This is a genomic window from Corynebacterium rouxii (assembly GCF_902702935.1).
Lineage (GTDB): Bacteria > Actinomycetota > Actinomycetes > Mycobacteriales > Mycobacteriaceae > Corynebacterium > Corynebacterium rouxii.
In genome coordinates this window covers 570,316-590,666 of the sequence record NZ_LR738855.1, presented here as the reverse complement: position 1 = coordinate 590,666, position 20,351 = coordinate 570,316, and the positions used below count along the sequence as shown (strand labels likewise).

Annotated in this window: 21 protein-coding genes and 1 pseudogene; 7 read left to right on the top strand and 15 right to left on the bottom strand. The window is 53.0% G+C overall.

Going from position 1 to position 20,351, the window contains the following annotated elements; all coding sequences use genetic code 11:
* Window positions 1-3: 3 nt before the first annotated feature.
* From CIP100161_RS03115 to CIP100161_RS12340, 7 genes and pseudogenes are all read right to left on the bottom strand, one after another.
* Window positions 4-810, bottom strand: a complete 807-nt coding sequence (locus CIP100161_RS03115; RefSeq protein ID WP_155871802.1) for a metal ABC transporter permease — start codon at window positions 808-810, stop codon at window positions 4-6.
* On the bottom strand, window positions 807-1,640 hold the full coding sequence (locus CIP100161_RS03110; protein ID WP_155871800.1) for a metal ABC transporter permease: 834 nt from the start codon (window positions 1,638-1,640) through the stop codon (window positions 807-809). Before CIP100161_RS03110 ends, CIP100161_RS03115 begins: the two co-directional genes overlap by 4 nt.
* Window positions 1,630-2,415 carry a metal ABC transporter ATP-binding protein gene (locus tag CIP100161_RS03105; protein ID WP_155871798.1) on the bottom strand — a complete coding sequence of 262 codons (786 nt, stop codon included), beginning with the start codon at window positions 2,413-2,415 and terminating at the stop codon, window positions 1,630-1,632. Before CIP100161_RS03105 ends, CIP100161_RS03110 begins: the two co-directional genes overlap by 11 nt.
* Before the next feature lie 68 nt (window positions 2,416-2,483).
* Window positions 2,484-3,449, bottom strand: coding sequence for a metal ABC transporter substrate-binding protein (locus tag CIP100161_RS03100; RefSeq protein ID WP_155871796.1), 966 nt, complete (start codon window positions 3,447-3,449; stop codon window positions 2,484-2,486).
* Window positions 3,450-3,516: 67 nt separating this feature from the next.
* Window positions 3,517-4,857 carry a PH domain-containing protein gene (locus CIP100161_RS03095; RefSeq protein WP_155871794.1) on the bottom strand — a complete coding sequence of 447 codons (1,341 nt, stop codon included), beginning with the start codon at window positions 4,855-4,857 and terminating at the stop codon, window positions 3,517-3,519.
* Window positions 4,854-5,303, bottom strand: a complete 450-nt coding sequence (locus CIP100161_RS03090) for a PH domain-containing protein (protein ID WP_155874510.1) — start codon at window positions 5,301-5,303, stop codon at window positions 4,854-4,856. Before CIP100161_RS03090 ends, CIP100161_RS03095 begins: the two co-directional genes overlap by 4 nt.
* 40 nt (window positions 5,304-5,343) lie before the next feature.
* Window positions 5,344-7,983 (bottom strand): annotated as a pseudogene (locus tag CIP100161_RS12340) (PHP domain-containing protein).
* Window positions 7,984-8,175: 192 nt separating this feature from the next.
* On the opposite strand from CIP100161_RS12340, the gene CIP100161_RS03080 reads away from it, so the two are divergent.
* The 5 genes from CIP100161_RS03080 to CIP100161_RS03060 all read left to right on the top strand — a co-directional run bounded on the left by CIP100161_RS03080 (window position 8,176) and on the right by CIP100161_RS03060 (window position 13,374).
* Window positions 8,176-9,048 carry a MetQ/NlpA family ABC transporter substrate-binding protein gene (locus tag CIP100161_RS03080; protein ID WP_155871792.1) on the top strand — a complete coding sequence of 291 codons (873 nt, stop codon included), beginning with the start codon at window positions 8,176-8,178 and terminating at the stop codon, window positions 9,046-9,048.
* 171 nt (window positions 9,049-9,219) lie between these two features.
* Window positions 9,220-10,092 (top strand): MetQ/NlpA family ABC transporter substrate-binding protein, encoded by an 873-nt coding sequence (locus CIP100161_RS03075; RefSeq protein ID WP_155871790.1) that lies wholly within the window; start codon window positions 9,220-9,222, stop codon window positions 10,090-10,092.
* 37 nt (window positions 10,093-10,129) lie between these two features.
* Complete coding sequence (locus tag CIP100161_RS03070; RefSeq protein WP_155871788.1) at window positions 10,130-11,152, top strand: methionine ABC transporter ATP-binding protein; 1,023 nt, start codon at window positions 10,130-10,132, stop codon at window positions 11,150-11,152.
* Entirely contained in the window at window positions 11,149-11,826 is a 678-nt protein-coding gene (locus tag CIP100161_RS03065) for a methionine ABC transporter permease (protein ID WP_004566952.1), read from the top strand. The genes CIP100161_RS03070 and CIP100161_RS03065 overlap by 4 nt, the downstream gene beginning before the upstream one ends.
* Before the next feature lie 99 nt (window positions 11,827-11,925).
* Window positions 11,926-13,374, top strand: a complete 1,449-nt coding sequence (locus CIP100161_RS03060) for a mechanosensitive ion channel family protein (RefSeq protein ID WP_155871786.1) — start codon at window positions 11,926-11,928, stop codon at window positions 13,372-13,374.
* A 22-nt stretch (window positions 13,375-13,396) separates the two neighbouring features.
* Here CIP100161_RS03060 and CIP100161_RS03055 read toward each other — a convergent pair whose 3' ends face one another.
* Window positions 13,397-14,269, bottom strand: coding sequence for a sucrase ferredoxin (locus CIP100161_RS03055; RefSeq protein ID WP_155871784.1), 873 nt, complete (start codon window positions 14,267-14,269; stop codon window positions 13,397-13,399).
* Window positions 14,270-14,374: 105 nt separating this feature from the next.
* Between CIP100161_RS03055 and CIP100161_RS03050 the strand changes: the two genes are divergently transcribed.
* On the top strand, window positions 14,375-15,076 hold the full coding sequence (locus CIP100161_RS03050) for an AMIN-like domain-containing (lipo)protein (RefSeq protein ID WP_155871782.1): 702 nt from the start codon (window positions 14,375-14,377) through the stop codon (window positions 15,074-15,076).
* A 102-nt stretch (window positions 15,077-15,178) separates the two neighbouring features.
* On the opposite strand, the gene CIP100161_RS12645 is transcribed toward CIP100161_RS03050, so the two are convergent.
* The 4 genes from CIP100161_RS12645 to CIP100161_RS03040 form a co-directional block, all read right to left on the bottom strand.
* Window positions 15,179-15,601, bottom strand: a complete 423-nt coding sequence (locus tag CIP100161_RS12645; protein ID WP_456298354.1) for a hypothetical protein — start codon at window positions 15,599-15,601, stop codon at window positions 15,179-15,181.
* Between the two features lie 391 nt (window positions 15,602-15,992).
* Complete coding sequence (locus CIP100161_RS12640; protein ID WP_456298353.1) at window positions 15,993-16,184, bottom strand: hypothetical protein; 192 nt, start codon at window positions 16,182-16,184, stop codon at window positions 15,993-15,995.
* On the bottom strand, window positions 16,153-16,290 hold the full coding sequence (locus CIP100161_RS12635; RefSeq protein WP_455550406.1) for a hypothetical protein: 138 nt from the start codon (window positions 16,288-16,290) through the stop codon (window positions 16,153-16,155). The genes CIP100161_RS12640 and CIP100161_RS12635 overlap by 32 nt, the downstream gene beginning before the upstream one ends.
* Before the next feature lie 233 nt (window positions 16,291-16,523).
* Entirely contained in the window at window positions 16,524-17,054 is a 531-nt protein-coding gene (locus tag CIP100161_RS03040) for a hypothetical protein (protein WP_232053071.1), read from the bottom strand.
* Window positions 17,055-17,216: 162 nt separating this feature from the next.
* Between CIP100161_RS03040 and CIP100161_RS03035 the strand changes: the two genes are divergently transcribed.
* A complete protein-coding gene (locus tag CIP100161_RS03035; RefSeq protein ID WP_155871780.1) occupies window positions 17,217-17,657 on the top strand; it encodes a hypothetical protein in 441 nt (146 codons plus the stop codon).
* 16 nt (window positions 17,658-17,673) lie between these two features.
* Here CIP100161_RS03035 and CIP100161_RS12055 read toward each other — a convergent pair whose 3' ends face one another.
* The 3 genes from CIP100161_RS12055 to CIP100161_RS03020 all read right to left on the bottom strand — a co-directional run bounded on the left by CIP100161_RS12055 (window position 17,674) and on the right by CIP100161_RS03020 (window position 20,348).
* Complete coding sequence (locus CIP100161_RS12055; RefSeq protein WP_232053070.1) at window positions 17,674-18,054, bottom strand: hypothetical protein; 381 nt, start codon at window positions 18,052-18,054, stop codon at window positions 17,674-17,676.
* Between the two features lie 384 nt (window positions 18,055-18,438).
* A complete protein-coding gene (locus CIP100161_RS03025) occupies window positions 18,439-19,134 on the bottom strand; it encodes a response regulator (RefSeq protein WP_155871779.1) in 696 nt (231 codons plus the stop codon).
* A 5-nt stretch (window positions 19,135-19,139) separates the two neighbouring features.
* Entirely contained in the window at window positions 19,140-20,348 is a 1,209-nt protein-coding gene (locus tag CIP100161_RS03020; RefSeq protein ID WP_155871777.1) for an ATP-binding protein, read from the bottom strand.
* Window positions 20,349-20,351 lie beyond the last annotated feature (3 nt).

Here is a 20,351-nt window from a genome sequence, read left to right as displayed (position 1 = left end):
TTTTCAAGTAGTCCTGGGACTTTTCAGGCAGCTCAGAGACATGCATAGACAGTAGAATACACCGGCGGCGATGGCGATCGTGCCTCCAACAGACAGTTTGAAGTAAACCGCGATAAATAAGCCCGCGAGGCTGATCACAACACCAGCAACTGGTGCCGCCACTATTAACTGCCGCGGTGACGCTACGACAGTTTTTAATCCAGCAGCCGGCGCTGCAATTAATGCAATAGACAAAATGGTACCAATTGCAGGAATAACACACACTACTGTCGCCACTATCATCCCGAGAATCAGTGCTTCAGCACGATGCTGCTTTCCACCTGCCGAGACGAATCCAGGTTCGTCAAAGCAATACAGAATTAAAGATGAGTGGAAAGAATTGACGATTCCTACCACTACGACAAGAACTACAGCCGAAACAAGCACGTCGATAAGGCGTACGCTCAGTACGGATCCAGCAAGAAATCCTTCGATACGAATGGGAAGCGGCGCAAACCACTTGTTCAAAAAGTAACCAAGTGCGAATCCCACAGTAAGAACGACACCAGCAGACGCTTGGGCGGTTTGTGTTGAAAGGCGAGTAAGACGGCGCATAAGCCATGACATGCCAATGCACATCAATAAGGCTCCAAGGAATAGCCCATTCCTTCCAGCAATGACCACACCGAGAATGGCACCTGGGAACGTTGCATGTGTGATGGATTCGGTGAAGAAAACTCGTCCTTTGAGGACAGCAAAAACTCCGACAATGCCGCAAAGAGCACCAACAATAATCAGTTCAATGGTAGGAAGAAGCAGAATCACGGTCATGCTGACCTCCCTACAAACCCACGCACGCGATAGATAGCGAGAGCGATACCATACATGGCGACCACGCTGAGGGCTACAGATGCTTGAGGAGAAATACGCGGTGATAATCCTGAGAGCCAGACACCGAGGTAGCCTCCTGCGATTCCGAAGAGCATGGCGAGAGGCACCATGGTACGCACACGGGTTGCAATTAGGCGCGCTGCAGCACCTGGAATACACAGGTAGCCAATAACGAGAAGAGTTCCGATTGCAGTCGATGACGCCACTACAACTGCAGCGATCGCAACATTAACAGCAAGGTCAATAGCTAGGAGGTTGACGCCTGTGGCATGGGCGCCTTCCCTATCGAATGCGACAAATATATGGGTTCGCCATGTCCATAGCATCACGACAACGGCGAGTACGCAGACGATCAGGGCTTGGATAAGCCGCTCATCAGTAACTTCTAGCAATCGACCAAACATCAATGCTTCTAGTTGGCCAGACATATCTCCTTTTTTGAGAGATAGGACGATTCCTGCCGAAAAAAACGAAGTTAGTACGACAGCAGTTCCAGCCTCAGAATGTCGCGAAGCAAAAGTTAATGCGATGGCGACAAGCACTGCGACGGCCGAGGCAGCAGGAATAATCATGTCGATTCCACCGAACACTGCTCCTGCCACGATCCCCGGAAACACTGAGTGGACGACAGCTTCTGCGTTGAATTCCAATGATCGCAGGTTCACTACGACACCAACCAGACCAGAAACAAAACCGAGCACAGTTAACAGGATTATTGGTCGTAAAAGATATGGTGCGATTCCTGTGAGTTCAGAAATCTCAGCGAGCATGCTGTCCCCCGTACGCTTGAGCAATCACATCGGGCTGCAAAACGTCGTCTATATGGCCAAATGCCACTTGACGTCCCGCAAGCAAAAGTACTTTGTCGCAAGTTTCTTCAGCTAATACGAGATCATGGGTTGACACGACGATTGCTACGCCTTCCTTTTTGATCTCGGAGAGAATAGCCAGCAGTGCCTTCCGATTCGGGTCATCAAGCCCATTGAAAGGTTCGTCGAGAAGCATCAACATGGGCTGGGCCACTAAAGCACGTGCGATCAATACACGCTGACGCTGCCCTCCTGAAAGTTGTCCAAAACGATAATCGGCACGATCTGCTAGCCCGACACGCTGCAAAGCAGCTATGGTACGTGGATCTTTAGCAGGGTTAGGCTGCAAAAATGATGGCCACCACCAGTGGTTTTTCCTAGAACCCTGTAGCCCCATCGCCACGACGTCACGAGCTGTGACTGGGAATGTTGGGTCCAAGTCCGCAGTCTGCGGAACATAGCCGATTGTTCCTGGTGCCAGATGGAGGCGGAAGGAATCGACGATTCCTACCAATCCTTTCAGCACGGTGGATTTTCCGGCGCCGTTGGGACCAATCAGTGCTAGGGCTTCGCCTTTATGGAGAGAACCGTCGATTCCTTCCAATACAGTGACGCGATTAGTACCTCGACCGTAAGAAAAGCTGGCTGCGTCGAAACGCACGACCGGCGCGCTGTCAGTAGCGGCACCGGTCGTGCGTTCGAAGTTCTTGCCAGCAGCTGAGCTGTCTGTATGCATAGTTGAGAATGAACTTTGTGTTGAGATGTGTGAGTCGGCTATTTACTGAATATGTTTACCGATTGTAGTTAGTGTGCGATGGATGCTGGTTTTTCGGCAATTTTTCCACCCCAGCCGTCGATAAGCGTTTCAACGTTGTGAACAATCGACTGCGTATAGGTCACATCTGGGCCGAGAGAATCTCCGTAGAGTTCGCCACCGAGCTTCACTCCGGCTGCTTTTGCTACTGCTTCGATGGATCGAGGGTTATTGGAGTTTTCAGCGAACAGCGCCTTAGCTTTGGAATCGCGCACCTGCTGTGCAGCCTTGGCGATGTGGTCGGCGGTGGCGTCTTGTTGTTCGTTGAAGTCGCTGAGTGCGGCGCCGATGAACTTAACGTTGTAGTCACGAGAGAAGTAACCGAAGGCGTCGTGAGAGGTGAACAGAATTCGTTCAGATTCCGGGACCGATTTCAAAGATTGGGTCGTCCATGTGTCGAGGTCTTCAAGCTGGCTAATGTAGCTATCAACGTGCTTCTTGTAGTCATCAGCGTGGGCAGAGTCGGCAGCTTCGAGAGCTTTGCCGATATTTGCGACCTGGATTTTCGCATTCTTAGGGCTGGTCCAGATGTGCGGATCGTTATTGAATTCTGGTTCCTCGCCGTCTTCTGGGGCGAATGGCCATGGGGCAATATTGACGCCCTCAGAAGTATCAACGGTTGTGCCTTTGAATCCAGAGGAAGCCACAGCATCGTCAAGGAAGTGTTCTAGGTCGACACCGTTTTTCAGCAAAATATCAGCTTTGGATAGCGCATCCATTTGCTCGCGAGTCATCTCGTGATCGTGGGCGGAGGCGTTGGGTGCGAGCAGGCATGTGAGGTTGACGTCAGCGTCGATTTGTTTGACGTAATCGCAGATTTGGGTCGTGGTGGCGATGACTCCAAGTTTGGAGTCGTCGGCCTTCGTGCTTGTCGACGCCCCCTGACCGCCCGAACAACCAGCGAGGAGGGAGGAGATAACGATTCCTCCCACAACACCACCAACGATTTTACGCATGATTCTTCTCCTGTTTGACAAACTTAATTACCAAGGACGGTAACATCTTTGTTCAGAAGTAGCAAGATCAGTTATTCAATGTATTGAATTTGCGATCCCCCATGAGGGTGAACAGCTTCGATGCATCATCGCGATCCAAGTCTCTAGCGCTCATAGCTACCGGACCATGCACCAAATCCAAACGCACTGTACGCAACCGTGTCCACCGCTGAATCGGCCCTTCGACACACGTCATCTCTTGGACATGACTGCGCTGCACCAACGCAGCCCTGCGTGACACCACACCCCACCGAACGACCACAATATCTCCCAGCAATTCCACGACCTGGGAGGAGACGTCGATAGGCGACACCCACCGCGCACGCCGCGGACTTGAAAATGCCACGTCCTTTGGCGACTCAGGGTCAACCGTGACCCCTTTTAGCATCGCCACCAATGCCATCGCCTGCGTTTTGGACCCCACCGGCAACAACACCGAGGTCCCCGCCTTTTTGTCGTCTACTCCATAACCGACAACCGTCACCGTCACTTTCCACCAGCCGCACAAACGCCACAACACCGGCTGTGACATACGCACTGCATGGATACGTCGCAACGGAATCGACTGCTTACGGCGATCCGCCAAACCATACTCCACATGAATTGTTGGCTCCGAATCACCACCAGCGCTGCCTTCGCCAGCCAGATCCCCGCCAAACGGCTGACCTAATCGCAGTGTAAACCGCCAACCTGTATCAATAACATTCCATGCCGAAGGCCCAACACCCACCAACATTGGAATCGCCACCGCTGCCCCACCTGGTACGAACCACAAACCAATAAAAACGGCCATCCACACGCCATGAGTCAGCGCCGTTGCCAACAAAATGCGCTGTGCCGGAACAACCAAATCATTTTTCGTGGTTTCTATCTCCCCCTCTATAAGGAATCGTCGAATCTTTCCAGCACGATCCTTGGAAACGTATCCAATAGTCAGTACTGAATCATTACCGCCTGCTGTCTCGATACGCACCTCAGCAACGCGAAAAATCCGGGCTAAGACTGACTCCACAATGTCAACTGCTTGAATGCGGTCACGACGCGCGCTACGCACCGACCGATTGATCACACCTTTTGCAACGATGACTTCGGTGTCAGAAATGCTGTATCCAATACTGCGCCACCACACGCCCGAAATTGCCCAGACAACTAGGAAAGAAACGACGATTCCTCCCAACACCCACCAAAGATATTTCTGGTGCTGCATTACAGTTATCACTTCGTCTTTATCCACGTTGAGGGCAATGACGACAAAGAGTGCAAAAATGCTGTGCCAAAATTGCAGCAAGGGAGTCAGTCTATGAACACGCTGCATAGAGGAGACGTCGATACGCTGCCCGTGCAACGAGGTTTGCTCGATCTCGCTCATAACCCGCTAAGCCTCTCGCGCGCTTTATCGGTTAGTCGCTGACGCAACGCATACGCTTCCGCGACCGGAAGGCCCGCAATACTGGCATCGCTTGTCGACGATGCCGTGTGGATCTCTACTTCCGCAAGACCACAACGCCTCGCAATAGGCCCTTCTTGAACATCCACAAACTGCAAACGCCCATAAGGAACCACGGTGAGAGTTCGCCACAATTTGCCCTTCATGATCAGCAATTCGTCGGGATCCTCACGCCACCCTATCCTGCGCACCTGCGCTGGAATCAACCATGCAGCCCACACCAAAATCGCCATCCACACCCCCGTGACAATCCACATCCATGACCACAACAAAACGGCGGACGCAGCGCTTCCGAGTATTAACACAACAAGAAAAGGCACCACTACCCAATATCGAGCTTTCACCAGCTCCGGCGACACCGCATTCATCGTACTATCCATAAGCATCATATTTTCACAACAAAATCTCCTAGCGGAAGTCTCGTGACCCAGCACTCATCATCTCCGCAAACGGCAACTCCTCCACGCGATCAGCCGTCACCGACGCCACCCCATCCGCATTGTGCACCACCCCACGAACCAGAACTGCTCGAGCTACTTTGACCGCACGATTCCGCTTCCACAGCCCCACCGAGACGACCGCATTAGCCAAACTTGTCTCATCTTCTAACCCCAAAATGTGACCCCCGCAGCCGTCTGCGGACGCTGCCGGTGTGTGACTACTCCCGCGAGAAAGATCCGACGAGCATTCTCGCAGTTCATCAATTTCGATGCCGGTATCACGCCACGAAGTTCTAACTGACGACGCAACAACGCCACTGGATTATCACTGCCCACACCCGTTGCAGCAATGTCTGCCACGATCTTCTCCGCTTCTGCAGATCCCAAACCTTTGACCATGTTCAGCCCGAGCCGAATAGCCCCGTTTTCTACGGTGGCCTCAACATCCGATTTGTTGATATTTACGGAAAGAATCGACAATTCTTTCCTACGCGCATCGGCAAGTAACGATTGCGGCAAGTAAAAGCCCATCGGTTGTGCGCGCAGCAACCCTACGTAGAACTCGGCAGAGTGATGATATTTGAACCATGCGGAGTAATACACGCGTGCCGCGAAGGATTGTGAATGCGATTCGGGAAAACCATAAGCGGCCAAAGCCGACGATTTTGTTCCATAAGATGTCGGCAATATCGTCCGTAATGTTGTTTCTTCGCAGACCCGCAAAGAATCGCCGTTTCATTCTGTTCATCGTGTCAACGGATCGTCGAGACCCCATGGCACGGCGCAGTTCGTCAGCTTCGCCACTGCTAAAACCTGCAGCATCGATAGCTATGTGCATAAGTTGTTCTTGAAAAAGCGGCACTCCAAGAGTTTTGCGCACGCTGCGTTCGAGAATCGGATGCTCGTAGGTGACCGCTTCGAGACCATTTCGCCGGCGAATGTTAGGGGTGAACGGATCCGCCTTGGATAGGGCCTGGGCGAACAAGGGCTACTTCGACAACAAGATCGAAGAACTCACGGGGACGAAGTCGCGGCAAGGTCGAATTCCCAGAGGTTAATGGTTGTTCCGGTGGTTTCCGCAACAAGGTCGATCATGTGATGGAGTGCTTCGGGCATGCCGAGTCCGAGTAGATCAAATTTGACGAGTCCTGCACTCGCGCAGCTTTCTTTGTCCCATTGGACGACACTACGACCGTGTTTTCTAGCCCACTCCGTGGGAACAACATCTGCGATGGGTCGGTCGCAGATCACTATTCCTCCTGCGTGGATGTCTAGGTGTCGAGGTTGCCTTTTGAGTTGTTCTGCAAGGAATCGCACTGCGCTGGGAGCTTCGTCAGGGTTAGTGGACCAGGCGTCGGCGCTGGTGCTGAGGTAGCCGAGGGCGCGGACGGCGTCGCAACGCCCCGACTCGATGTCACTATCTGGGGCCTTCGCGATCGCGGGAAAGAAATCGTTCGAAGAGCAAACCGGTGCTAATCGGTTCAATGTTGGTGATGCCAAGGACAAAACAGACAACAGAGTTGGCAGCAGAGCCCCTACCTTGGCACAAAATGTTGTTTATGTAACAGAAGCCTACGATGTCATCAACGATGAGAAAGTAACCAGGAAATCCCAGCTCTTTAATAACGGCTAACTCGTGGTCAATTTGAGCCCGCGCCCGGTTTTTAACATCTGCACTTCGCCCCCGATAGCGTGCGTCGAAACGCGCATTACCCAGCCCAGTAAGGTGAGCCATCTCATCTAGGACAGGCCACCGCGGCAGGTTCGGCGCCACCAAGCCGAGCACAAAAGCACAGTCACGGGCCACCTCAACAGAAGCGTCAAGCAGCTGCTTATCGACGCTTCCCGCCAACTCGTCACCGCCTCGCATCCATGTGCTTCCCATTGGGTGCAAACAAGGTGCAGCTTGTTGCAATGATTCCTGCTCGCTAAGGCTTGTTTCGCTCCAGCGACGCGCGCGGATGCTCGATCGACTGCGCTCAGGCCGCATAGTCACACAGTATTCCAAAACCACGGTGTTGGGATCGAATATTTCTAGCTGTGTTTCATCAGTGCACCAAGAATAGTTGAGAAGGAATCGGCAATTCTTTCCCATACCTTCAACAATGTCAGCCAGTGGCGGGTAGATAGTGACGTCTTCACTTCCCCGCATACGCGCCTGGATTATAAGGTGGAACAAGCTGGTATAGCCTTCCACTCCGCGAGCTAGAACAGTCAGAATTTGTCTAGGGCAAGTGTTAGTTCTGCTCCAAATACCGTTGGCAAACCACTATTGGCCGCAGCTTCAGCAAATTCCATGGCTCCGTAGAAACCATCACGGTCAATCAGCGCCAGTGCACTCATCCCTTGCTGGCATGCCGCAGCAACCATGTCTTGTGATGAATTAGCGCCGTGGAGGAAATGGTAATACCTCGCGGCATGAAGTTCCACAAAAGGCTGCGATGAATAATATCGAATCTTTTCACTACCACCCTCCCCTCCCCATAAGGTTTGGGAGAGAATCGACGATTCTTCCCGATAAAATACCTTCTAGTTTTGGCCAAGCTAGAGTTTTTCCATTGACACTAGACAGCCATTTCCCCCTCCCAGCACTACAACATTCACACACATGTTCTCCTATTGGTGAATAAAAAAGTAGACAAAGCTGTACATTTCTTCCGAACTGGGCTACGCTCGCTAATCACACACAGACGCCGCCTCCACTTAGCGTCGCATGCAGGGCATACGCAGCATGTCACACGCGATGAGGCGTCGTAAGGCATGAAATTTTTACATAAACCTCATAACAGAAAGACAAATCATGAAACTCCGCCGCAGCGTCGCTTTAATCTCCGCCTCTCTTATCGCAGCAACTGGACTTGTTGCTTGCTCCAACTCCTCCGATAGCTCCGACCAAGCAACCGTTAAGATCGGTACCACCGACGGCTCCAAAAAGTCATGGAAGGTATTCGAGGACAAAGCCAAGGAAGCCGGCATCAAGCTCGACATTAAAAACTTCTCCGATTACTCCACCCCTAACGACGCCCTCGCGCAAGACCAACTCGACGTTAACCTCTTCCAGCACCTTAAATTCCTCGCCGAATACAACGTCGGAAAGAATGCTGACCTCACCCCAGTAGGCGCTACCGAGATCGTTCCACTCGCACTGTTCTGGAAAGACCACACCTCTCTTGACGGCATCGAGGGCAAATCCGTAGCCATCCCTAACGACCCCTCCAACCAAGGCCGCGCTATCAACGTCCTCGTCCAAGCCAAGCTCATCACCCTGAAAAAAGAAGGCCTAATCACCCCAGCACCTAGCGACGTTGACGAGGCAAAATCTAAGGTCAAGCTCACTCCCGTTGATGCAGCTCAGACCACCACCGCCTACGGCGAAGGCACCCCAGCCATCATCAACAACTCCTTCCTCGACCGTGCCGGCATCGACCCTAAACTCTCCATATTCCAAGATGACCCCAACTCTGCCGAAGCAGAGCCATACATCAACGCCTTCGTAACCAAAGCCGAAGACAAAGACGACGCCAACATCGCAAAACTCGTTGAAATCTGGCACTCCAAGGAAGTTCAAGACGCTGTAGCCGAAGACTCCAAGGGAACCTCCGTTCCAGTCCAGCGCACCGCCGAAGAGCTCAAAAAGATCCTCGATCGCCTCGAAGCAGACCAAAAGAAGTAACCCTTTACATCACATCAAGCCCCGTAACCTCCGTGCGAGGTTCGCGGGGCTCAGTCCCTTAAATAAGGACACTAGGAAGCCAACCCTCACCAGACTAGACCGAGCTGTACATAATGCGGCTTTCTGCGATAGGCTGCCTGTGCGTTAACAAAAATAGAAAAGAGTTTTCACATGAACTTCACTAAACTCCGGACAGCATTGTCGATTCTTTCCGTAGCCGTTGTCGCATCAACCGGCTTGGTCGCTTGCTCGGGTGGTTCTTCTGATGCGGACACCATCAAGATTGGTACGACAGATTCCACAAAGAAGGCGTGGGACGTGTGGAAGGACAAGGCAAAGGAACAGGGTATCGACTTAGAAGTTGTTGACTTCTCTGATTTCTCCACACCGAACCAAGCACTGTCGCAAAACCGACTCGATGTGAACTTGTTCCAACATTTGAAATTCCTTGCGGAATATAACGTGAAGTCCAAGTCCGATTTGGTCCCCGTGGGATCGACAGAGATCATTCCATTGGCATTGTTTTGGAAGGGTCATGATTCTCTCGATGGCATTGAGGGCCAATCGGTGGCAATCCCTAACGATCCCACGAACCAAGCTCGTGCCATTAATGTTCTAGTGGCTAACAAACTGATCACGCTGAAGAAGCCAGGACTGAGCACCCCTACTCCGGCGGACGTCGATACGGCGAAGTCGAAGGTGACGCTGACACCTGTGGAGGCAGCGTCGTCACCTGCGGCTTATGGTGAGGGCAAGCCCGCAATTATTAACAACACGTTCTTGGAGCGGTCCGGCATTGACGCAAAGACTGCGATTGTTCAGGACGATCCGGCTTCTACGGAGGCCGAGCCTTACATTAACGTTATGGTAACCACCAAGGAGAACAAAGATAATCCTCAGTGGGCTCAGCTCATTGAGTTGTGGCATACCGATGAGGTGCAAAAAGCTCTCGCAGAGGATTCTAAAGGCACCTCTGTGGAAGTAAAGCGTAGCCCCGAAGAGCTTCAGGCCATCCTGGATCGCCTCGAGGCTGAGGTGAAGTAGACCCCCTTAACACGAGACGGAAGCAATTACTACACACATGAACGGAACCCGTATCGAGTTCGAAGGCATCACCAAGGTCTTCGACTCCGGTAAAAAGAACATCACGGCTCTCGACGGCGTGACCCTAACGGTGGAGCCAGGTGAGATTCTCGGCGTGATCGGTTACTCCGGCGCCGGCAAGTCCACCTTGGTGCGTATGATCAATGGCCTTGACACTCCCACCTCCGGCAAGCTGCTTCTCGACGGCACCGACATCGTCGGAATGTCCGAGAAGAAACTGCGCGACATTCGCGCCCACATTGGCATGATTTTCCAGCAGTTCAACCTGTTTACCTCTCGCACCGCTGCCGGAAATATTGAGTATCCGCTCAAGCTGGCGGGCGTCGATAAGGCTGAGCGCAAGCGACGTGTCGACGAGCTCCTCGCGTTCGTGGGTCTTAGCGACCGCGCTGGCAACTACCCCGAAGAACTTTCCGGTGGACAAAAGCAGCGCGTCGGCATCGCACGCGCGCTGGCCAACAACCCGGCACTTCTGCTTGCCGACGAAGCCACCTCCGCGCTTGACCCCGAAACCACACATGAGGTTCTCGAGCTTCTACGCAAGGTCAACCGCGAACTCGGTATCACCATCGTCGTGATCACCCACGAAATGGACGTTATTCGTTCCATTGCCGACAAAGTCGCTGTCATGGAAGCCGGCAAAGTTGTGGAATACGGCAGCGTTTATGAGGTGTTCTCGCACCCACAGACCAACGTCGCTAAGCGCTTCGTATCCACCTCCTTGCGCAACACCCCCGATGCCATCGAGTCCGAGGACCTCCTCGCGCACGAAGGCCGCCTCTTTACCATCACTTTGTCGGAGAATTCTGGATTCTTCACCGCTGCAGCCAAAGCAAAAGACGCAGGTGCCAGCATCGGCATCGTCCACGGCGGTATCACCACCTTGCAGAAGCATTCCTTCGGCAAGGTGACCGTACGTCTCAATGGCGAAAAGTCTGTCATTGACGACTTCTACGCCTACCTCACCACCACCACCGACATCCAGGAGATCCAGCGATGACCACACACATCCTCGCCGCCGACTGGTCCCGACTTGGCGACACCTTCACCGAAGCAATCCTGGACACCCTCATCATGGTTTCCGTCACTCTCGTAGTCGGCGGACTCCTCGGCCTCGGCCTCGGCGTGCTCCTCTACACCACTCGCACAGGCGGCATCCTGCGCAACCGGTTCGTCTACACCGTCATCAACATCTTGGTGAACTTCGTGCGCCCCATCCCGTTCATCATCATGATCACCGCATTCGGGCCACTCACTCTGCGCGTCGTAGGAACCACCATCGGACGCGAAGCAGCAATGTTTATCATGTCCATTGCCGCTACCTTCGCCGTCGCTCGTATCGTGGAACAAAACCTCGTCAGCATCGACCCTGGTGTTATCGAAGCAGCCCGTGCCATGGGAGCCAGCCCATGGAAGATCATCACCTCTGTGATCATCCCCGAAGCCCTCGGCCCACTCGTCCTTGGCTACACCTTCATCTTCATCGCCATCGTCGACATGTCTGCAATGGCCGGATACATCGGCGGAGGCGGACTTGGAGACTTCGCCATCGTCTACGGCTACCGCGCCTACGACTGGCAGGTCACCTACGTTGCTACCTTCGTCATCATCCTCATCGTCCAGATTGCCCAACTCTTCGGTAACTGGCTATCCAAGAAGATCATGCGTCGATAAGCACAGCACTAGTCGGCGAAGGCGTTCCCGTGAGCACAGCTACGGGGGCGCCTTTACGTCTCTTCACAGCAACACCCGCCACAGGGCTACCCTTGGGGCATGCCATATGCCTACATCATGGAACTCGCGAAGCACTGGATCATCGCGCACGGATTCGCGCTGGCCATCCTCGTGATCATAGGTTTTCTGATTCCCCGCGTCGGCCGCCGCATCATCAACGGCATGAGCCACGCCATCGACGAAGACACCGAAGCGTCCAAAGGACGCAAAGCCATCATCGGCGCCATCGTCTACATCGCAGAAGCAATCGCCTACGCAGCACTCATCATCACAGCCATGCACAACCTCGGCATTAACCTCGCTGCTGCTGCAATCCCCGCCACCGTCGTATCCGCCGCCGTTGGCTTCGGTTCCCAAAAAATCATCGGCGACCTTCTCGGTGGATTCTTCATCATCACCGAAAAGCAATACGGCGTCGGCGACTGGGTCAAATTCTTCGGCTCCGCAGCCACCGTCGAAGGCGACGTGGTCAACATGACCCTCCGCGCCACAACAATCCGCACCATCAACGGCGACGAAATCACCGTCCCCAACGGCGAAGCCCGCATGTGTGTCAACTCCTCAGCCCGCTGGGCTCGCGCAGTCATCTCCATCCCTGTGCCCATCACCGCCGGCAGCTCCATGGCCGAAATCAAAACGCGCACACTCGCCGCCACACAACGTGCAATCGACGACCCAGAACTCTCACCCCACATCCGCAGCGACATCACATTCCAAGCCGCCACCGACGTCATCCCGCCCACAGCCATGGGACTACCGTGGACCGCCACCATGCGCCTGCTTATCGACGTCGCCCCAGGCAAGCAATGGCTCATCGAACGAGGCGTCCGCGCCGCAGTCATCGACGAATGGTGGAAAGACTACGGCGAAAAAGCCAGCTCCGTTGTGGTGTTGTCGGAAGGAATCGACGATTCCTTCCGACAATCCTCCATCGATGCAGATACTCCCCCTGTGTTAGACGCAGAAACACACTCCGCTCATCCACCTGCCGCCCCTGATCCAGAAACCACACGCGCGCTTTCTCATGCAGCCGAAACTATCGACTTACCTCGTACAGAAGTCATGCGGGAAATCCAAGAACAAAGCGAAGAGGCGACACCGCCCCGACGTTCTCATGGGGTGCTGTCCTTCGGCGGCCGTGTGCGACCGTCGACAAGCATCTTGATCATCTGCCTGCTCGGTTTTCTAGCACTCGGATCTATGACCTTATCCGGTGGCGAAAACAACAAAGCTGGATGGTTGGCGCCCACGCAAACGCCAATCCCTCCTGTGCCTGTGACTCCGATGAGGACGGAATCGTCGATTCCTTCCGAAAGTATGGAGCCTTCCACGCCTTCTAGCTCCACTGAAAGCACCATGCCTACGCCTAGTAGCAGCCCAAGCTCGACTTCTTCAGAAATAACACGAGAAACACCAACTACTACCGACGAACCCTCTGTGGAATCGAGTTCGTCACCATCTGCTTCCGAAAGTACTACTGCACCTTAACCATCAGCAGTGTTGTCTAGACTCAGTTTTCCTCAACGCGATCGGCAACCCATGCGGTACCTGTTTTAGGAGGTTTGTGGCAGGAATCGACGATTCCTGCCACAACTTCTTCACGGAGGAACACCATCCACGTCCTTGCCGTATGAGAATCGACGACGTGAACTTGCGCTTCTTCTATGGACTCGACGCGCAACTGTCCTAATGTGACGGTTTCGCCTTCCTGCGCAAGCTGCTGGGCGACAGCAACCTCCGCTATCTGACCTTTCATTGGCCAAATTCCGCGTCCTCGATTGCCTGGAAGGAAAAGCTGACCGCGTTGGGCATGCCGATACAGGTCAAATGCAGCAGGTTTGTTCAGTTGTCCCCACGTATATCCCCACGGCATGAGGACCATTGATGGCGCAAACCGATGTCCCTTGGTATGGCTGCACTCCCAGACTGGAGAATCTGGAAACTCCTCTGTCAAAGCTTGCGCCATAGGTCGACCTTTAATCGCACAACAAGCATCACGTTTGGCGTGGGTACATACCAAAATGATGGGCTGTGGCTCTTGCTCCGCACCGAATTGTCGATTCTTTCCAGGCCCACTGATATCTAATTTCAACAGGTCATTTACATCATCGACCATGAGTTTTTCTGCAACGCCTGCACTGCCAAACACTAGATAGACAGTTTTCTTAGGACGTTCGATACGTCCTTCCCGCCCGTGCCGACGAATAAGGTAAAAGCCACAGCCCATTGCTTTAAGCGCTGCGCTCGTATCTTTATCAAATGTCCCACCGTCTAAGATGTCGTGACTCCACGGCCCATGGTGCTCAAACAAAATGTAGGTATCTCCTAATTTGGCAGTTCCTGGTAGTGGACTTACGCGAACATCGGAACACAGTTGAGTCATGCCTCCTAGAGTACCTCCCCGAAGCACATATCATTTTGGCAACGATTTGCCGAAGTCTCTCTTCTGGCTTCCCCCTTATAGGTCATAACAGGTTACGGTAGAGGTATGCATAAAAATCCCATGGCCGGTTTTGCTGCCACACTCGGCCGCGACGTTGAGGCTTCGACGAATGACTGTGCACCGGTGCTCACACCCGCTTATCGACGCCGCACCTTGCTAACCGCACGAGCTCTCGTTGCGGTAGGAACAGCATGCCTCATGGGATTAGCTGGCTGTTCCAACGGATCGGATGCCCCCGACACTGTGCAGGGAACTGCGGAGAAAGCTTCTTTAGCGTCATCGTCTACTTCTTCCAATGCGGGTCTGACACCACTCGGGGATGCCAGCATCGAATCCAAGACTCAGCGTCCTGATATGTCGGAAGGAATCGTCACTTCTGTCCGTGTTGGGCACCATGAAACATTTGATCGTGTCGTTTTTGATTTTGAGGGCACCGGCGCACCGGGGTGGTTTGTGGATTACACCGATTCCCCAGCCCAGCAAGGTAGCGGTTTTCCTATCGAGATAAAAGGCGATGCTGTTTTGATGGTGAATATTGATGGTATTGCGCTGCCTTTCGAACTAGGCAAACCAGATCCCCAGATTGGTGTTGTGCCAGGGGTGGGCAACATTACTGAGGTAAAAGCAGCAGGAACCTTCGAAGGTCGCTCCCAGTTTGTAGTCGGCTTGGATCGCAAGCACCCTTATTCTGTGCAGATGCTTCGCGAGCCTACCCGTGTAGTCATCGACATTCGCAGTCAGTCTTAGCCACTAGTCGTAGCTTCCTTCCGCTAACCATCGGCCGTGTTCTTCTTCCCATACCACGACCCATGCTTGCACTGCAGCGTCTTTTTCTGCAACGATTTGTCATCACGCACGCATTCCGGAGTATTCGTCTCGCCACCAAGCGTCATCTACAGGCCATGGTCCAGCCCAGCTCACCACTGCGTATGTATCGCGGCCATAGTGGAATCTTTCAGGCTCATGGCTTAGTTGCATCGTCGCGGCGATCGTTACAGCGTTTCCCTGAGCATCTGTAATTTTTACGTCTTCTGTGTCGACTATTGCTGGTAGTGGCGCAGGTAGCGCAGCACTCCAGACTCGTTCTTCAGCGTATCGACGTTCCCCCACAGGCACCCAGCCCACACAATCGGTGCTTCCCCTGCCGCCTTTTTGAAAAGGTGTCACAAAAAATTCTGGCCCCGCGAGTGCCTGCACACGAGTAATCATTCGTTGTTCCGATTCTTCATCGCTCTTGTTGGTTCCCCATAGCTGCGGCTGTGATGGTCGCATACATTCATAAGGTCGCAATGTCAGTTGAACGATTCCGACAGAATCATCGATTCCTTCCGGAACAGATGTCAGCCATGCTTCTAGTTGCCAGCGGACGCGATCGCTGATTGCTTGGTCGCTTAGATCATCGCGGGTGATTGCTCACGCTGTAGTCGATCTCTGGCGTGGGTGTACTCATAGTGCGCTGTGTCTGTGCTGTGGCGATATTCGGGCGATATCTCCGAGAGTAGTAAGGCCACATGTTTAAAGATGAGCCACGGTGTCAGGGTCACAGCCTAAAGTCTCTTCAACTCTTAGTAATTCAGTGGGCTGGGAATCAAGGTAGCAGGCAGATCCACCTAAGGGAACGACGGCGTTATGACGTGCTGCAATGATCGCTGTCGGAATATCATCAGCAACCCCAACGAAGCTTTCCATGCCGCTTTTTGAGGTGACGTCCATAATTTTTCTGCTGCTTTTCCTCGTTGCCATGGAAGGCCGCCGCACCTTGGACGTCAATAAGCACAATGCCTGGGCGAGCGATCTCGGCATTCGCAGCAACCTGATCGATGTCACGAACAATGCTCAAATACTCGGATATCACGCTCAGGACTGTAGGGCACGATCATAGCGTTCTCGTCGAGGACAAGGGCATGTTTTACAAGCATGTCCCTTCGTATTCCAGCTTTTCGAGCACGCGCATTACACACTATTACCCGCCGCTGGTCTGCAATCACCACTGCACGATGGTCTTGCACAATACCGTCACTATATGCGGCTTGAACCGGCCAATCTGGAAACCATAAAGCAGCGTACGCATGAGTTTCTTTAGAGCACTTTCATCGTTGTTTTCTCAGCGGCAGAAGCTATGTTCTTGCCGACCATGACTTTCGAAGTTCGATAAAAACCCTTAGCCATGCCAGTTACGGTGATTTCGACAGCCTTAATGCGTCCCCGTCCCTTTCCCAATCCTGTGGTATCCCACCACCGCAGAAGCTAAACGCGCTGCAGGTGAAACAACATGATCTCCCATCATGATCACGCAGCCAGCATCTGATCGTAAAGAATTACGAAATCGTTGAGTTTGGAGCGGCGTGTATGTCCTAGGAGTAGGCCCTGCACGTGTGATCACAAGATCGCATCCGTGCGCAAGGGCTGCAACAACACGTAATGAGGTGCGTTCCTGCTCTGGAACAGCAAAAATCCGCTCATAGCAAGCTTCGTATCCCAGCACACCCGCATAGTTAAGATCTGGCCAGCTTACAACCCCTACCCTCCCACCAGAAACGCTCACTTGTTCGATAAATAAAATGGCAAGTAATGGGACGATAGTAGACTCTATAATCATCCCCCGAGGCAACCCACCCCACAGCAACACACGAGACAGTAAATCAGATAACGGAATAACGTTTTTATCTGCAGCTTTACAATTAGAATCTAAAGAAAAATCCCCGCTTTTAGATATGGATTGCATACGTGAACGAAGTAAAGAAATCCGCCTATCAACAGTCGTGAAGGCAAAATCCCCCCCACCCCAAAAGGTCGAACACTAGTTTGAACCATGTGGTTATAATAGAACCTGTGCGAACACCCCGTCAAGCCTTACATAGCAAAGGAACTGCTAATCTTGCCCATTATGAATGGCCTATCAAGCTCAATTTCCGCAACCACATTGTCCACTCCCATCCCCACCCCACCAACAGTGCGTTTTATCAGCTCAGCTCTCATTGCTGCAGCAGTTGCAGTCTTGACCACTAGCCTTGCACGCGAGATACAAGTAATCGCGCTTCTCATCAGCACAGGTGCCGCTTTTCTAGTTCTCTTTTCCCACCCTTACCGCAAAGAGATCCGCACATTCCTCGAAAAACGCAACATGCACTACACCCCCAAGTTTGCGCAAGTAGTTCCCCTATTCTTCGTATGGCTAGCGCTCATGCTCGCCCCCTTATTAGCGCCAGCCCTCTTCTGGATTACCGCCATCACATTCTTGATTACTTTCGGATGGATGTGGCTAATATTCCCGCATGTCGACGGCACCAGAGCACTGGCGTTCGTCGACACGCCACCACGTACGTAACCTTCGCAGTTTTACTTCAGGAAGTCCTGACCAGCAACGGTTTTAGGAAGCTGCAGCACAGGCTGTACATCCGACGGCGGAACAAGACCAAATTTTTCAATGCTCTTACGCACGTGTCCTCGATCCCCTCGGCGCCGTTACGCCCACCGGCAGCCTGAACTGAGCCAACATACCTAATCTTGTCTGCAGCGCCTACCGACAACACCATCGAAATAATGTTGGCGTCATTGACAAACAGATTGTCTGTCTGAGCATAAATCACCTCCTTACTGCAGTTGGTAACCGTCACACCACTACCAGTTGCACTTTGTTGAGGCTCATCCGATTGGCCACAACTAGTAAGCACTACAGAGGCGCTTAATGCCGGAATAAGCAGAGGGAAAAGTTTAGTTTTCACGCGGAAACACTCTTTGGGGGATCGCAACACGAAGGAAGCGTCGATAAGCATGCGTCTGCCATCAAGACTTACGCCTGCGCCCCGCCTGCTTAGAACGCGAAACAAACGGAAACAACCTTATAACTAGTTCGGTCTTCGGACTCTCATGCTAGGCGCAGAATCGCCGTATCACATTCCCAGAAGATCCCCTCTTCCAGTGGCTTACTAACCCCAAGGCGCCTGCTTCGCACACTTACCGCTGTGCGTTAATTCTGAATTTTCACCAGATTCCCATGCAACTATTCAACGTCACACCTCATCATTGTTTAGCGCATTTAAGTATAAACACCACGGTAGCAAACTAACGAAAACCAGCCCCAACTGTGAGCCACAATGCCTCACGCGCTAATCCAGATCGTGCGATTGCGCCCACCGCGACAATGCATGTCGATTCGACTGCTGTGTCTTACGCAAAATATTCGACGCATGCGTTTCGACAGTCTTCACCGAAATGAACAACTCCGCCGCAATCTCTTTGTAGGTATAGCCACGCGCCAACAACTTCAAAACCTCCAGCTCTCGACGCGTCAACGCATCCACGATAGGATCCGCAACCGGTTTACCTTCCTCAACAGCGCGATCAGATTCCGGAGCATTAACCACACCAGCACCAACCGGATCGGGGCGTGCGAAGGCATCCAAAACAAATCCAGCGAGTCGTGGCGAAAAGACTGCATCGCCATCATGGACTCGTCGAATAGCATCGACCAGTTCTGCACCCGAGATCGTCTTAGTCACGTAACCACGAGCACCAGCACGGATAACCGAGATCACGTCTTCGGCGGCATCCGAAACGCTTAGCGCAAGGAATCGACGATTCCTTCCGACACCTTGCTGCGAAAGGATGCTGCGCACAACAGCTACGCCGCCTCCGTCGGGCATGTGGACGTCGAGAAGCACCACGTCTGGATCTGTGGCGTTGATGCCGGCAATGGCGTCGGCGACAGTTCCCGCCTCGCCAACGATGTCGACAGCATCGCTAATTTCTGCTTTCACACCAGCTCGGAACACGCTGTGGTCATCGACGAGGAATACTTTCATGCCTTCTATTGTCCATCAAAAGGCATGCGAATCACGACTTCCGTGCCGTTATTGGAGGTGATTCCTACTTCACCGCCGCAACGCTGCACTCTACCGATGATGGAATCACGCACACCGTGACGATCGTCGCCGATGGCATCCATATCAAATCCGGGCCCGCGATCACGCACGTAGATCTCTACGTTGTCAAAACATTCAGCATAAACGTCGATAGTGGGAACACCCGCGTGCTTAGCGGCGTTGACCATAGCTTCGCGAGCAGCTAAAACTGCGGCTTGGGTGTTCTGGTCAATGATGCGGTCTTCTCCCACAGTGACAGGATGTACTGTTACGCCAAACATGTCTTCCACTTCTCCGCATGCGCGCTCAATCGCAGCAAAAAGAGTCACATTGTCGCGGGGAGCAAAGAGCCACTGACGTAGTTCTCGTTCTTGGAAACGCGCCAGTTTTTGCACTTCAGCTTCAGTGGAACGTTTTTGAATCAACGCCAGTGTTTGTAGGACAGAATCGTGAATTCTTGCCGCAATCTCCGCGCGTTCATCCGCTGCAGCACGCTGTCGACTTTCCTCTGTGTAGCGACGCCACATCTGCAAGCCAAACGGTACAGCTAACGCCGAAACGCCTAAAAGAGTAAGCGCAACAGCAAGCAGTGCTACCCCGAAGCCGCTATCGCCTCCCCACGCCACGGTGGCTAGGACAATGCCGGTAAAAACAAAAACTATTCCCACAGCAATAATGGCAATCGAATATTTCGAATTAAAGCGGTCGTATGCAATCCACGACAGGACTATGCCGACGGCGCAAATCGCGAGTGACAGCAGCAATGGCGTGGAAATTCCTAGGAAAGAATTGGCGATTCCTCCCGTCAACACAGCCCCTGCTAGCGCGGCGAGGATCAAGAACCAGTTGGTCAGCTTGGCTGGTGCGCTCTGATCTATGTATGTTTTTGCACTGGTACTGGGGGTGCTGTCAGCATTAGGAGATTCTAGGCGCGTGGGGATAAAAAGCCACACGGCGACGTAAAAAAAGATGCCTATTCCATTGACAAATGACAACAGTGCAAGAACCCATCGCACTGTTACAACTTTGACACCTAAATAGCTGGCTAGTCCTGCGGCAACACCGGCGACTATGCCGTGGGAGCGGTCGCGATAATAGCGGGGAAAGGCTGGCTGCATGTGGCTTATTCTTGCACGCGCTGTGGCCATAGGCACATA

Excerpts from the sequence above, each read along its gene's own strand:
- CIP100161_RS03115 (WP_155871802.1), bottom strand. The coding sequence starts at position 810 with ATGACCGTGATTCTGCTTCTTCCTACCATTGAACTGATTATTGTTGGT.
- CIP100161_RS03050 (WP_155871782.1), top strand. The coding sequence starts at position 14,375 with ATGCATAAAAATCCCATGGCCGGTTTTGCTGCCACACTCGGCCGCGAC.
- CIP100161_RS03110 (WP_155871800.1), bottom strand. The coding sequence starts at position 1,640 with ATGCTCGCTGAGATTTCTGAACTCACAGGAATCGCACCATATCTTTTA.
- CIP100161_RS03070 (WP_155871788.1), top strand. The coding sequence starts at position 10,130 with ATGAACGGAACCCGTATCGAGTTCGAAGGCATCACCAAGGTCTTCGAC.
- CIP100161_RS03035 (WP_155871780.1), top strand. The coding sequence starts at position 17,217 with ATGAATGGCCTATCAAGCTCAATTTCCGCAACCACATTGTCCACTCCC.
- CIP100161_RS03040 (WP_232053071.1), bottom strand. The coding sequence starts at position 17,054 with ATGCAATCCATATCTAAAAGCGGGGATTTTTCTTTAGATTCTAATTGT.
- CIP100161_RS12645 (WP_456298354.1), bottom strand. The coding sequence starts at position 15,601 with ATGCGACCATCACAGCCGCAGCTATGGGGAACCAACAAGAGCGATGAA.
- CIP100161_RS03060 (WP_155871786.1), top strand. The coding sequence starts at position 11,926 with ATGCCATATGCCTACATCATGGAACTCGCGAAGCACTGGATCATCGCG.
- CIP100161_RS03105 (WP_155871798.1), bottom strand. The coding sequence starts at position 2,415 with ATGCATACAGACAGCTCAGCTGCTGGCAAGAACTTCGAACGCACGACC.
- CIP100161_RS03075 (WP_155871790.1), top strand. The coding sequence starts at position 9,220 with ATGAACTTCACTAAACTCCGGACAGCATTGTCGATTCTTTCCGTAGCC.
- CIP100161_RS03100 (WP_155871796.1), bottom strand. The coding sequence starts at position 3,449 with ATGCGTAAAATCGTTGGTGGTGTTGTGGGAGGAATCGTTATCTCCTCC.
- CIP100161_RS03065 (WP_004566952.1), top strand. The coding sequence starts at position 11,149 with ATGACCACACACATCCTCGCCGCCGACTGGTCCCGACTTGGCGACACC.
- CIP100161_RS03055 (WP_155871784.1), bottom strand. The coding sequence starts at position 14,269 with ATGACTCAACTGTGTTCCGATGTTCGCGTAAGTCCACTACCAGGAACT.
- CIP100161_RS03080 (WP_155871792.1), top strand. The coding sequence starts at position 8,176 with ATGAAACTCCGCCGCAGCGTCGCTTTAATCTCCGCCTCTCTTATCGCA.
- CIP100161_RS03025 (WP_155871779.1), bottom strand. The coding sequence starts at position 19,134 with ATGAAAGTATTCCTCGTCGATGACCACAGCGTGTTCCGAGCTGGTGTG.
- CIP100161_RS03090 (WP_155874510.1), bottom strand. The coding sequence starts at position 5,303 with ATGAATGCGGTGTCGCCGGAGCTGGTGAAAGCTCGATATTGGGTAGTG.
- CIP100161_RS03095 (WP_155871794.1), bottom strand. The coding sequence starts at position 4,857 with ATGAGCGAGATCGAGCAAACCTCGTTGCACGGGCAGCGTATCGACGTC.